This is a genomic window from Rhizobium mesosinicum (genome assembly GCF_019511345.1).
Lineage (GTDB): Bacteria > Pseudomonadota > Alphaproteobacteria > Rhizobiales > Rhizobiaceae > Rhizobium > Rhizobium mesosinicum.
Window position 1 is genome coordinate 161,877 of record NZ_JAEUAK010000001.1, and the last position, 12,133, is coordinate 174,009.

General features: G+C 59.0%; 11 protein-coding genes and 1 pseudogene. 8 read left to right on the top strand and 4 right to left on the bottom strand.

What is annotated here, in order from left to right; genetic code table 11:
- Window positions 1–12 precede the first annotated feature (12 nt).
- From JNB85_RS00820 to JNB85_RS00830, 3 genes are all read right to left on the bottom strand, one after another.
- Window positions 13–837, bottom strand: coding sequence for an endonuclease/exonuclease/phosphatase family protein (locus tag JNB85_RS00820; RefSeq protein ID WP_220332497.1), 825 nt, complete (start codon window positions 835–837; stop codon window positions 13–15).
- Window positions 838–927: 90 nt separating this feature from the next.
- Window positions 928–2,391 (bottom strand): phospholipase D-like domain-containing protein, encoded by a 1,464-nt coding sequence (locus JNB85_RS00825; protein ID WP_220332498.1) that lies wholly within the window; start codon window positions 2,389–2,391, stop codon window positions 928–930.
- Window positions 2,392–2,562: 171 nt separating this feature from the next.
- On the bottom strand, window positions 2,563–2,862 hold the full coding sequence (locus JNB85_RS00830; protein WP_220332499.1) for a hypothetical protein: 300 nt from the start codon (window positions 2,860–2,862) through the stop codon (window positions 2,563–2,565).
- A gap of 273 nt (window positions 2,863–3,135) precedes the next feature.
- Between JNB85_RS00830 and JNB85_RS00835 the strand changes: the two genes are divergently transcribed.
- Window positions 3,136–3,957 (top strand): DUF1206 domain-containing protein, encoded by an 822-nt coding sequence (locus JNB85_RS00835; RefSeq protein WP_220333075.1) that lies wholly within the window; start codon window positions 3,136–3,138, stop codon window positions 3,955–3,957.
- A 40-nt stretch (window positions 3,958–3,997) separates the two neighbouring features.
- On the opposite strand, the gene treZ is transcribed toward JNB85_RS00835, so the two are convergent.
- Complete coding sequence (gene treZ / locus JNB85_RS00840; RefSeq protein WP_220332500.1) at window positions 3,998–5,833, bottom strand: malto-oligosyltrehalose trehalohydrolase; 1,836 nt, start codon at window positions 5,831–5,833, stop codon at window positions 3,998–4,000.
- 121 nt (window positions 5,834–5,954) lie between these two features.
- Here treZ and JNB85_RS00845 point away from each other — a divergent pair, with 121 nt between their 5' ends.
- From JNB85_RS00845 to JNB85_RS00875, 7 genes and pseudogenes are all read left to right on the top strand, one after another.
- The gene (locus JNB85_RS00845; protein ID WP_220332501.1) at window positions 5,955–6,596 is read left to right on the top strand and encodes a UdgX family uracil-DNA binding protein; all 642 of its coding nucleotides are present in this window, start codon (window positions 5,955–5,957) and stop codon (window positions 6,594–6,596) included.
- Window positions 6,597–6,738: 142 nt separating this feature from the next.
- Window positions 6,739–6,924 (top strand): annotated as a pseudogene (locus JNB85_RS31040) (DUF2934 domain-containing protein); the annotation flags it as partial.
- A gap of 469 nt (window positions 6,925–7,393) precedes the next feature.
- Window positions 7,394–7,573 carry a hypothetical protein gene (locus JNB85_RS00855; RefSeq protein WP_420852247.1) on the top strand — a complete coding sequence of 60 codons (180 nt, stop codon included), beginning with the start codon at window positions 7,394–7,396 and terminating at the stop codon, window positions 7,571–7,573.
- Window positions 7,574–7,731: 158 nt separating this feature from the next.
- Entirely contained in the window at window positions 7,732–10,455 is a 2,724-nt protein-coding gene (locus JNB85_RS00860; RefSeq protein ID WP_220332504.1) for a hybrid sensor histidine kinase/response regulator, read from the top strand.
- A 255-nt stretch (window positions 10,456–10,710) separates the two neighbouring features.
- Window positions 10,711–11,025, top strand: coding sequence for a plasmid stabilization protein (locus tag JNB85_RS00865; RefSeq protein ID WP_220332505.1), 315 nt, complete (start codon window positions 10,711–10,713; stop codon window positions 11,023–11,025).
- A 65-nt stretch (window positions 11,026–11,090) separates the two neighbouring features.
- Window positions 11,091–11,381 (top strand): DUF3175 domain-containing protein, encoded by a 291-nt coding sequence (locus JNB85_RS00870; RefSeq protein WP_220332506.1) that lies wholly within the window; start codon window positions 11,091–11,093, stop codon window positions 11,379–11,381.
- 15 nt (window positions 11,382–11,396) lie between these two features.
- Window positions 11,397–12,131, top strand: coding sequence for a glutathione S-transferase (locus JNB85_RS00875; RefSeq protein WP_220332507.1), 735 nt, complete (start codon window positions 11,397–11,399; stop codon window positions 12,129–12,131).
- Window positions 12,132–12,133: the final 2 nt, after the last annotated feature.

Genomic DNA, 12,133 nt, shown 5'->3' on the forward strand with positions numbered 1-12,133 from the left:
AGCCCACAGGCGCTAAACACTTGCCACTTCCTGCTGCAGATCGACCACCGCCTTGATCGGCAGGTGGTCGGACGCCATGCGCGCGAGCGGGGTATCGTGCACCTCCACGGCAGAGATGATCCCTCTCCGGTTGGCAATGATGCGGTCCAGCGCCAGGACCGGCAAGCCGGCAGGAAAGCTCGGGACGGCGGGCGGCAGCGGACCGAAGGCCATTTGGAAAGTATTGAGAGACGAGCGGTCGCCGAGCCGCCATTCGTTGAGATCGCCTAGTAGGATGGTCGGCATTTCGTGACGGTCGCTGATGAGATCGACCAGCGTCTTTGCCTGTTGCGCCCGAGAATGGCGCAACAGGCCGAAATGGGCGGCGATGATGCGCAGCTTCCCGCCAGCTTCGAGCTCAATTTCCGCAACCAGCGCGCCACGCGGCTCCAGCCCCGGCAGCTTCACCTGGTGCACATCATGCACCAGGCCCTTTCGGACGAGCACCACATTGCCGTGCCAGCCATGTGCTTTTACCGCTCCCGAGATTGGAACAGGCACAAGGCCGGTTTCGCGCTCCAGCCTCGGCAGATCAAGGATACCGGTGCGCTCGCCGAAGCGCGTATCGGCCTCCTGCAGGGCGATCACATCTGCGTCGATCTCGTGGATAACGCGGCTGGTACGCTCGGGATCGAAACGCCGGTCGGTGCCGACGCATTTGTGGACGTTGTAGGAAGCAATCAGCGTCCCCTCGCCCCGCGGCGCCGGCCCGGCGCTCCAGGTCTCGACGCGTTTCCTTCTGTTTTTGATGGAAGCGAGAATATTGGCGGGGAGACTATCTTTCTTCTTGGCTTGCATCGGAAGGAACGCCGGCTCCATTGCTCGAAAAGCTCTCTGCATTATAGGCAGCGCAGCAAAACTTGCCATGCTGCAATCACGAAATCTCGCTCAAAGATAGGGCGAACCCAGCCACAACACCTTTTCGAGAAGCCGCACCAGGAAGGGCCGCGACCAAAGCCCCTCAAGCGTAACCGGCGTTGCGGACTTGATGGCATCGTCGACGCGCTCGTCAATCTCAGCAGCAAAGCCGGCATTCAGCACTTCGAGATCGACCTCGAAATTCAGGCGCAGCGAGCGCGGGTCGAGATTGGAAGAGCCGACATAGGCCCAGGTTCCGTCGATAGAGAGCAGCTTGGAATGGCTGAAGCTGCCGGTCGAACGCCAGATGCGGCAGTAGTTCTTGACGATCTGGTCGAATTGCGCCGTCATCGCCCGGTCGACCAGGACGAGGTTATTGGCGGCAGGCACGACGATATCAACCTCCACCCCGCGCCGGGCTGCCGTCGTCAGTGCACTAATCAACTCCCGGTCCGGCAGAAAGTAAGGTGACATGATGCGGATCGACTGGCGCGCTATGGAAAAGGCGCCCATCAGCATCTTGTGGTTGGTCTCGACGCTTCGATCAGGTCCGGAAGCGACGACACGCAGGAAGACTGGATCGCCACGCCTGCGCTCCAGTCGGTCGATGCGCCAAGCCTCACCGTTCAAGACTTCGCCTGTCGTAAAACGCCAGTCCTCGGCAGCGACGTCGAAGAGATCGGCAACCGCCGGGCCGCTGATGCTGAAATGCGTGTCATGGGCAAAACTCCCACCGACCGCTTCCTCGCTGAAGCCTTCGCGGATATTCATGCCGCCAGTCAAAGCGGTTTTTCCATCCGCAATCAGGATCTTGCGGTGGGTCCGCAGGTTGGCATAGGGCAGCCTCAGGCCCATGATGACGTTGCCGTTGAAGACATTGACCGTCACCCCGCCGTCCTGCAGATAGCCGAGAATGCTCGGCACCGAATAGCGCGCGCCGACTGCATCGATCAATACGCGTACCGCGACACCGCGCTTGACGGCCGCAATCAGTGCGTCGGCGATGCGAAGGCCGATCCTGTCGCGGTCGAAGATGTAGGTTTCGAGCAGGATGCTGCGCTCGGCACCGTCGATCGCCGTCTTCATCGCCGCATAGGCTTCGTCGCCATTTTCCAGCATATCGATGGAGTTGCCCGTCGTCAGCGGGTAACGCGTGACGCGATCGCCGAGCGTTTGCAAGGCGGCAAAACGCCGGCCGAACTGGCTGATGACGGCATCGGTCTCGGCGTCGAATTTTTCGAGCTCGTGCAAATCGGCGGCAGGCAGCAACACGTCGCGGCGAAGGCTGAGCGACTTGCGGCGGATGCGATTGATGCCGGCAATCATGTAAAGCAGCGCGCCAATGATCGGAGAGAGGATGATGACGCCCACCCAGCCGGTGGCGGCCCGAACCTCTTCCTTGGTCATGGTGGCATGGATGGCCGCCGCTGCTCCCATGGCAATGGAGATGACGAAGAGGATATGCGGCCAGTAGGTCGACAGCAGTTGAAACATCGCGTCCAGAAAGTGTGAGTGCCCCTGCATCAATGCACGAAACCGGCTAAGTAGCGGTATTAAAGCACCGATCCAGCGACGTGACGCAAAAATATCCGGGAAGTGCGATTTTCCATAGCTATTTGTGGAAGGTCGATTTTTGCCGCCCTATCTGCGTCGGCCCTCGCAGCGTCAGTGCCGTAGGGCGGCCGACCCCTCGCTGTCCAACTCCTGCTCACGACAAGTATAAGCGTACATGAACTGAATTCCGAATTCGAGCAGAAGCTCTGCCGTCTCAAGCTCGCACTTGGAAAGATCGTTCCCGCAGCCGCGAATCGTACAGGCAATCGCCTTCGAGTCTCGAGCAAACCGCTCGTCGCCATCGTTTTCTGCTTCTTCGGCGAAAGCCTCGAGGGCTTCTACGACGACATCGACCATATTGGTGCGTTCCTGCAGCGTCATGTCTGCGAGCGCCCTTGATAAAGTCTGCATGATTTTACCTCTTCTTTCGCGCGCATACGAACACAGCGTTAAGCTGTCCGCCGCGGCGATGGAGTGGAAGACAAGGGAATAGATTTACGCGCTTATATGCAGCTCTCGGGCGACCGGCGCAATCACCGAGCACTGCCAATTGGTCAAAGCAGCATAGAGTTATCTGCAGAGTATCGAAAACAGCGGAAGGTGTTTTCAGGTTCGATAGCCGGCCCAAACTTTTCGTGTGCTGGCGCGTTAGCTTTCCCATCCGGAGGATCCGCTATGAACACGATGCCACAGGGATTTCGTTTCGACCTGCTTGCCAAGAGCGGCTATACCGCGCGCGGCATCGTCTTTCTTCTTGTCGCAGGCCTTGCCCTCTTCTCGGGCGTGTCGGGTGGCCGCCCGGAGACGAAGTCGGCGCTGTCAACCCTGCTGCAGCAGCCGTTCGGCCGCGTCTGGGTCGGTCTGATCGGCCTGGGCCTGCTAGGGTTCGTCGTCTGGAGGCTTGCTCAATCGCTCGCAGACAGCGATGGACGTGGCTCTGGGGCAAAGGCGCTGGTGATCAGGATCGCATGGTTTGGCAGTGCTGTGACATATCTCAGCCTCGCGGCCTTTGCTATTGGACACGCCCTGATTTTTGGAGGCGGAAGCGACGAAGCTGGCGAAAAGGATCTCGCCGAGTGGATCATGTCGAAGCCGTTCGGATCCTATCTGGCCATTACCGTCGGCGCAGGTTTCATCATCGGCGGCGGGATCACCGCGGCCAAGGGACTGACGAAGAAATTCGAACGATACCTGCGGATCCCGAACAAGAGCGGCGCCATCACTGCGATCTGCATCTACGGCCTCGTTGCCCGCGGCCTCGTCTTTGCAATTACCGGCGTTTTGTTTGCCTATGCAGGCTTCCGCGTGGATCCGGCTCAAGCCGGCAGCATCGCAGATGCGCTGCAGTGGCTGCGGCAGCTGCCCTTCGGGTCCGTCCTTTACATTGCTGTCGCTGTCGGTCTTGCGGCATTCGGTTTCTACAACCTAGTCGAAGCGCGTTATCGCATCGTTCGGGAACCATCTCTGAACGACGTCAAGCGCGCATTGCCGACGCGCGGTCTTTAATTCGCGGCCTGGCTTCGCCTGCCAAGCAGACCAACGCGATTTAAAGTTCCATCTGCCCGCTGAACTCAATCGCGAAAATGACCGAATGCGGCGGCAACTCTACGTTTTCCGAGGCCTTTGCTTTCTTGCCGTAGCGCTCATAGATCACCGTCCCGGCGACCGGTGGCAGGATCAGCGGCTGTTCGGAGAGATTGGCGCGCAGCGCCAGTGTCCGGTGCGCAAACTTCCACCAGACGGCAACACCTCCTTCAGGTGCTTCCACCAAGCCGCTCTCGATGGCCCAGCTCCCCCGCAGCAAGGGCACGATATGGGTCTTGCGCAATTTCAGGAGCTCGGCGACGAAAGCCAGACTCTTTCGCCCCCTTTCGCTCTCCCGCCATTGCCAGTTGAGCTTTGAATGTTCGAAGGTTGAAAGCGCATTCGGATCGGGCAGATCGGCCGCGGTCTTGCCGGCCTTCAATCCGCCGAAACCCTCGGCTTCCGCCATGCGGCCCTCGCGAACTATTTTGGCAAGCTCGCCGGTATAATCGGTGAAGAAATAGAAGGGCCGCCTCTCCCCATACTCTTCTCCCATGAAGAGAAAAGGAATGTGCGGTGAGAGCAGGAGTATCGCTGTCAACGCATCCAGCATGTCCGGATCGGAAAGGCTCACCAGCCGTTCGCCGAAGGCGCGGTTGCCGATCTGGTCGTGGTTCTGCAGGAAATCGACGAAGGCGGTCGGCGGCAGATAGCGACGCTCCCCGGCGGGTAGTGCGGGCGGATCGGTTCGGTCAGGATAGATGAAGCCGTGCTGAAGCGCCAGGCGAAGCTTATGCCAGAGCTGATCGGCGAAAGGTTTATAATGACCGACGGTTTCACCTGTCGCGACGATGTGCGCCACATGATGAAAATCATCGTTCCATTCGGCGTCGTAGGCGTTGGCCGCGCCGGTTTCGTCACGGACCAGCAGTTCAACGAGATTGCGCTGGTCTTCGACGACCAGATGCACCTGCCTGTCGCCGAAGGCGGCTTTCACTTCTTCGGCCAGGGCAGAAAGCACATGCTTTTCGGAGGTGTCATGGATTTGCTCCACGGCATCGAGCCTGAGCCCGTCGAGCTGGAACTCACCGATCCAATAGAGCGCGTTCTCAATGAAGAAGCGCCGCACCGGTTCCCGCCCGAAATCGATTGCCGCTCCCCAGGGCGTTTGCCGGTCTTTACGGAAGAAGCCCGGCGCATAGCCGTGGAGATAATTGCCCTCAGGGCCGAAGTGATTGTACACGACGTCGAGCAGCACCATGATGCCGAGGCCATGCGCCGTATCAATGAAGGCCTTGAAATCGGCTGGCGTGCCATAAGCGGAGTGCGGCGCATAGTGCAGCACTCCGTCGTAACCCCAGCCGCGATTGCCGGCAAATTGCGCGACCGGCATTACTTCAATGGCCGTGATACCAGTTTCAGCGAGATGCTTGAGCTTCTCTGCCGCAGCTCGGAACGTACCCTCCTGCGTAAAGGTGCCGATATGGATTTCGCTGATAACGGCCTCCTCCCAGAGACGGCCCCGCCAGCGCGAATTCTGCCATGAATAGTGCGGATCGACGATCAGCGACGGGCCGTGCACGTCGCCGTCCTGCGCCCGCGACGCCGGATCCGGCACGGCTCTTCCATCCGGGAGGACGAACATGTACGCATCGCCGGCGGACGCTTCCGCCACCGTCAACTGGAACCAGCCGCCGCCGGCATCGTGCATCGGAATATCCCGGCCGCGATGCCGCAACCAGATCGCGTTTTGCCCCTGCGTCCAGAGGCGAAAACGCGCACCTCCGCCCGCAAGAAACTCTGCGCCCCAGCGCCCCATGCTTTCCGTATCCGTGCCGGTCTTTGAAATCTGGTTCATCCCGCAAGCCCTGTGTGATTTTCCGATCAGCATCAAAGTCCCGAGGCTGCGGGTTGTTCCAACGGGTAGGAACAATCCGCGGCGCGATCGGTTGAGAGTGAAAGCCAAGGGTCTACCGCCAATGAACGTCGCACCAAAATTCGGTCCTGCCTTCACGCTTGAAAGCGCCGACGCCGCCGGCCTCGATCAGCTTAGACATCAGGCGGAAGGTTGCACGCGCTGCGAACTTTATAAAAACGCCACCCAGCTCGTCTTCGGCGAGGGATTGCAAAGGGCTGCGATCATGCTCGTCGGAGAACAACCCGGCGACAAGGAGGATATTGCCGGACGCCCTTTCGTAGGCCCGGCCGGACGTCTGCTGGACATTTGTCTCGAAGAAGCGGGGCTCGACCGCTCGCGCTGTTACGTCACCAATGCGGTCAAGCATTTTAAATTCGAGCCTCGCGGCAAGCGCCGCCTGCATTCGAAACCCAATGCGGGGGAGATCCAGCGTTGCGCCTGGTGGCTCGGTGCCGAGATCAAATTGGTGCGGCCCAATCTCGTTGTCGCACTCGGCGCGACAGCACTTTACTCTCTCCTCGGCTCGAAGGTGAAATTGACGCCAGAGCGCGGCCACATTCTTACGCCCCGCAACCACCCGGCGGTCCTCGTGACCATCCACCCCTCCTTCCTTCTGCGGATTCGCGACCAAGAGGATGTCGCGCGCCAGCGTGCAAATTTCATCGCGGACCTGCACCGCGCTGTCCAATATCAAGGCAACTAGAACGAGTTGTTGCCTATAAATATTGCAACGCAAAAATATTCCGGATTTACTTGCCAAATCCCCTTGAAACCGGACCCATTGTCTGGAACCTTTTCAACAGTATCGCGTTCGGACGACGGCATGTTGTGACTGGAGATCAGCGATGGCAGAAACTCGGGACGAGTGGATAAAAAAACGTGCATATGCCCTCTGGGAAGAAGAGGGACACCCAACGGGACGGGATTCGATCCATTGGGAGCAAGCACGGGTCGAGCATGACGCACTCAAGGGGGCTTCAAAATCCTCAAACGGTAAGGAAGTGAAACCTCGGACGAAGCGGACGGTGGCGGCCAAGACGGCGGCACCGGCAGCAGCGGCTGAGGTCATGAATGGCGGTGAAGACAAGAAACCTGCCAAACGGGCGGCGACAAACACAAAAGCTAGCGGCATCGTCAAACCGGCTCCGAAGCGCCCAGCCGTACGCAAGTCGGCTTCCTGAAAGAGCAATATTCACATTTAACGAAAAGGGCGCCTTCAGGCGCCCCTGAGGCTGTTTTGTCATAAGTTTGAATTAGTTGCGTGATAGGAGGCTTATGGAGCGACAGCTTCTGCGCGGGGGGTGAACACAAGCCGAATGAAACGTCTGTCCGGACATCTTGGTAAAAAGCTGCGTCCACCTCTCGAAACGGGGAACAAGATTATCTTTCAGCTGTTTATGGGCAAACAGGGGAAGTTGCCGTGAACCGCCATTTCGCTTATGCCCTTGCTACCTCAGTTCCCGCGGCTTTCGGCCCGGTTTTTTTGGCACCGGTGTGAGGATGGAGATGTCGCTTCTTCTGGTCGCTGCCTTGCTTTATGTCGGTTTCGCACTGGGGCTTATCCTATTCGTCGACAATATAGTCGGCGTTTTCTTTCGCGACCCGCGAAAGCCCATTCAGCTTCGTTCCTTTGCTTCGAGCCGCGCTTTTGTCACCTCGCAAAAGCTGGATCAGGAATAACAAATATAAACAGCTTCATCGCAAGTAATCGGTCTCTTGCCCGGATAACGATATTTGCACCTCACTCTTTCCCTTATGCTCCAGGCCTCTATTTGGGGACATGGATCGGCAAGCAGCCCGGTGCAGACTATACCGAATAGGAATGAAAGCGATTTTTGATGGCACGGTTTGGGGGCCGCTGGCCGGAAGGCGATAGCGAAATCGGAAATTTGCTGCGCCGGAAGGGCTTAGATGCGGCCGGCGTCGGGCCAGTCGAAACATGGCCGAGTTCACTGCGGCATATCGCGGAAATGGTCGTCAACTCGCGTCAGCCGAAATTCGTCGCCTGGGGTCCCGAACTGGCCTTCATCTATAACGACGCCTATATCGCGATCTTTCCCGAACGGCATCCTGCCGCCCTCGGAAAACCGTTTCAGCAGGTCTGGTCGGATATCTGGCCGCAGTTCGAACCGATCGTGAAGGCGACGCTCAACGGTCAATCGCAGCTCTACAAGGAACTGCGCGTTCCCATGTGGCGCGAGGGGCAGACGGAAGATACCTGGTTCACCTTTTCCTACACGCCGCTACGGGACGACGACGGCAAGGTCGCCGGCATCCTCTGCGCGACCATGGAAGTGACGGACCAGGTGCTCGCCAAGCGCCGGGAGCGCATCGCCCTGGATGAGGCGCGGGAAAAATCAGCAACACTCGCTCTCGTCAACCGCGCCGGCTCGGCGATTACCGCTGAGCTCAATGTCGATCGCCTGACACAGATCGCCGTCGATGCCGGCGTAGCGTTGACCGGCGCCGAATTCGGCGCCTTTTTCTACAATGTCGACGACGGCGAAGGCGGCAGTTACATGCTTTATGCGCTGTCGGGGGTCGACAGGAAACATTTCGACAGGTTTCCGATGCCGCGTAATACGAAGGTCTTTGAGCCGACTTTCAGCGGCGAGGGCGTCGTGCGCTCCGACGATATCCTGCTTGATCGGCGCTATGGACAGAATGCGCCGTATTCAGGCATGCCGAGCGGCCACCTTCCCGTGCGCAGCTATCTCGCCGTGCCGGTCAAGTCGCGCGACGGCAACGTCATCGGCGGACTGTTCTTCGGTCACAGCCAGCCCGCACGCTTTTCAGATGCGGCCGAGGCAAGCCTCGTCAGCCTGGCTGGCCAGTCTGCCGTCGCAATCGACAACGCCCGGCTCATCCGCGCCGCAGAGATCGAAATCGCTCAGCGTCGTGAGGCCGAGGACCAGCTCCGCAAGCTGAACGAAACGCTTGAAATCCGTGTCGCTGCCGAAATTCTCGACCGCCAGCAGGCGGAAGCAGCCCTGCAGCAAGCGCAGAAGATGGAATCGATCGGCAAGCTCACCGGCGGCGTCGCGCACGATTTCAACAACCTGCTGCAGGTCATTTCAGGTAATCTTCAATTGCTCAGCAAGGACGTGGTGAACAACGGCCGAGCCAAAGAGCGCATTTCCAACGCGCTGTCCGCCGTCGAGCGCGGGTCGCGGCTCGCCAGTCAGCTTCTCGCTTTCGGCCGCCGCCAGCCATTGGAGCCGAAGGTGATCAATATCGGCCGCCTTGTCTCTGCGATGGATGACATGCTGCGCCGCGCGCTCGGTGAGGAAATCGAGGTGGAGACCATGGTTTCCGGCGGCCTTTGGAATAGTTTTGCCGACCCGGCCCAAGTTGAGAACGCACTGCTGAACCTTGCCATCAATTCGCGCGATGCAATGGATGGCGCAGGCAAACTGACAATCGAAGTGGGCAATGCCTTTCTCGATGATTCCTATAGCCGCACGCATCCGGGGGTCGCAGCCGGCCAATATGTGGTTCTTGCCGTCACCGACACCGGCTCTGGCATGCCGCCCGAGATCGTCGAGCAGGCTTTCGAACCGTTTTTTTCCACCAAACCGGAGGGCAAGGGCACCGGCCTCGGCCTTTCCATGGTCTACGGCTTCGCCAAGCAGTCCGGTGGCCATGTGAAGATCTATAGCGAGGCCGGCGACGGTACCACGGTGAAACTTTATCTTCCCCGCTCCTTCCAGAGCGAGGACAGAATAGCCACTGGCGACAATGTCCCCGCAACCGGCGGCACCGAGACGATATTGGTCGCTGAAGATGATGAAGGTGTGCGTGCAACGGTGGTCGAGATGCTGACCGACCTGGGCTATTACGTGCTGAAAGCCAAGGACGCCCAGAGCGCGTTGACCGTGATCGAGAGCGGCGCGCATATCGACCTGCTTTTTACCGACGTGGTCATGCCCGGTCCGCTAAAAAGCCCCGAGCTAGCGCGGATGGCCCGCGAGCGCTTGCCGAATATCGCAGTGCTTTATACGTCAGGCTATACCGAAAACTCGATCGTTCATGGCGGCCGGCTCGACCCTGGCCTGGAGCTCCTTTCCAAGCCGTATACACGGGAGGCCCTGGCGCGGAAAGTCCGCCACGTCCTCGTCAATCAGGCTCAACGCCGCCTGACCAATCCGGTGCCATTGCCGGCCAACGGACAGCCGCGTGACATCGTCCAGGCCAGGCTGAAGCTTCTCCTGGTCGAAGACGATACCTTCATCCGCATGGATACTGCCGAAATCCTGCGAGATCTCGGATATGACGTAATCGAAGCCGACAGCGGCGAACAGGGCATCGAACTGCTGCGTGGCTCGGAGGCGGGTATAGATATCATCATCGCCGATGTCGGCCTGCCGGGCATGTCCGGCCCGGCCTTCGCAGCGCTGGCGCGCGAAGCTTTCCCTTCGCTCGGTCTTATCTTTGCGACCGGTAACAGCAACCTTCCGGAGGCGAGCCGTTTTTCCGGTTCGGTGCTGCTGCCAAAGCCGTTTACGACCGCAGCACTCGACCGCGCGGTAAAAGTCGCCGCCCAACAGCGCCCCATCGCCTAGACCTGGGCCACCTGGGAACCGTCTAGTTCCGTATATTTTTGAAACAAGGCCTCGCGATTTGTGCAGCCGTCATGGCGAGCCCTCAGGTCGACCGACAGGGTGTCGCCGACATCGAGCCGATCGCCAGGGGGTGATAGGGAAACCGCGCAAATACAGCCTTGCTCCAGGTTTCGATCTCTTGGCCGCAGAGCGGAAAAGGCCGGAACTTTTACGAGAGCAGCCAGTTGAGCCTCATTTAAACCAGAGGAGGCAGTCATGCCGAAAGGTGACAAATCTGCTTACACAGACAAGCAAAAGAGGAAGGCTGAGCATATCGAGGAAGGCTATGAGGATCGCGGCGTTTCTCAGGACGAAGCCGAGCGTCGCGCCTGGGCGACCGTCAACAAGGAAAGTGGCGGCGGTAATAAATCCGGTTCGGGCCGTGGCAAGAAGGATACGCACGAGTCCTCCGAAAAGGGCGGCCGCATCGGTGGACAGGCTTCTGCATCCCGTTCGAAAGAAGAGCGCTCAGCATCAGCCAAGAAGGCCGCTGCCACGCGCAAGCGTAACGATCAACACGCCCAACACTAATAGACCTATTATCAGGGCAGAGCGGGAGGCAGTCCGGCTTGCCGCTCCTGCGAAGGAACTTCACCATGACGAAGAAGAAGAAAAAATGGTCACAGGGCGTGACCGAAAACAGCGACGCTATGGATCTCAAAGAAGGCGTCTTCAAATCCAACGATCCGAAGAGGATCGCCGATTCATTGAAGCAGGCGGCAGAGAGCAGCCATCGGCGCAAGTCCAGCCCCTTCCGCTCGGCAATGTCGATGCTGAATTTCTACGTCAACCGCGCCGGAGATCAATTGCCGAAGAAGCAGAAGGGCACACTTGACAAGGCGAAGGATGAGTTGCGCAAGGATTTCGGACGCGAAACCAGGCACTGAGGATCACGAGGGCAGATGACTTACGAACTTTATTACTGGGACGGCATTCAGGGCCGTGGCGAATTCGTGCGGCTGGCACTTGAGGAAGCTGCCGCCGACTATATCGACATCACCCGCCAGTCGGGCCGCGGACACGGCACCGGCGCGATGCTTGCCATCATGAAGAGCGACAGCGAGGCGCAACTACCCTTCGCCCCACCCTTTCTGAAGGATGGCGATCTCATTATCTCGCACGTCGCCAACATCCTCCTTTATCTCGGCCCTAAACTCGGGCTTGCGCCTGACGAGGAGGGGCTGCGTTACGTCGCAAATGGCCTGCAGCTCACCGTCACTGATTTCGTTGCCGAGGTGCATGACACACACCATCCGATCGCAACTTCGCTCTACTACGAAGATCAGAAGGAAGAAGCCAAGGCTCGGTCGGCCGCGTTCATCAAGGAGCGGATTCCAAAATTTCTCGGCTATTTCGAACGCGTACTGAAACAGAACCCGGCGGGTCCGGGCCATATTGTCGGCGATACGCTGACCTATGTCGATTTGTCGCTGTTCCAAATCATCGAGGGTCTCGTCTATGCCTTCCCGAAAGCGATGAGCAATTATCGCCGCAGATATCCTCTGCTTGCCGCTTTGCATGACAGCGTCGAGCAGCGCCCGAACATCGCCCGCTATCTGAAATCCGACCGTCGGCTGGCGTTCAACACAGAGGGAATTTTCCGTCACTACCCGGAACTGGACACGGACGTTTCCTGAGT

What these genes read in the sequence shown, in the direction of transcription:
- JNB85_RS00865 (WP_220332505.1), top strand. Translation starts at nt 10,711, where the DNA reads ATGCCGAAAGGTGACAAATCTGCTTACACAGACAAGCAAAAGAGGAAG.
- JNB85_RS00845 (WP_220332501.1), top strand. Translation starts at nt 5,955, where the DNA reads ATGAACGTCGCACCAAAATTCGGTCCTGCCTTCACGCTTGAAAGCGCC.
- JNB85_RS00835 (WP_220333075.1), top strand. Translation starts at nt 3,136, where the DNA reads ATGCCACAGGGATTTCGTTTCGACCTGCTTGCCAAGAGCGGCTATACC.
- JNB85_RS00860 (WP_220332504.1), top strand. Translation starts at nt 7,732, where the DNA reads ATGGCACGGTTTGGGGGCCGCTGGCCGGAAGGCGATAGCGAAATCGGA.
- JNB85_RS00830 (WP_220332499.1), bottom strand. Translation starts at nt 2,862, where the DNA reads ATGCAGACTTTATCAAGGGCGCTCGCAGACATGACGCTGCAGGAACGC.
- JNB85_RS00855 (WP_420852247.1), top strand. Translation starts at nt 7,394, where the DNA reads ATGGAGATGTCGCTTCTTCTGGTCGCTGCCTTGCTTTATGTCGGTTTC.
- JNB85_RS00820 (WP_220332497.1), bottom strand. Translation starts at nt 837, where the DNA reads ATGCAAGCCAAGAAGAAAGATAGTCTCCCCGCCAATATTCTCGCTTCC.
- JNB85_RS00870 (WP_220332506.1), top strand. Translation starts at nt 11,091, where the DNA reads ATGACGAAGAAGAAGAAAAAATGGTCACAGGGCGTGACCGAAAACAGC.
- JNB85_RS00875 (WP_220332507.1), top strand. Translation starts at nt 11,397, where the DNA reads ATGACTTACGAACTTTATTACTGGGACGGCATTCAGGGCCGTGGCGAA.
- treZ (WP_220332500.1), bottom strand. Translation starts at nt 5,833, where the DNA reads ATGAACCAGATTTCAAAGACCGGCACGGATACGGAAAGCATGGGGCGC.
- JNB85_RS00825 (WP_220332498.1), bottom strand. Translation starts at nt 2,391, where the DNA reads ATGTTTCAACTGCTGTCGACCTACTGGCCGCATATCCTCTTCGTCATC.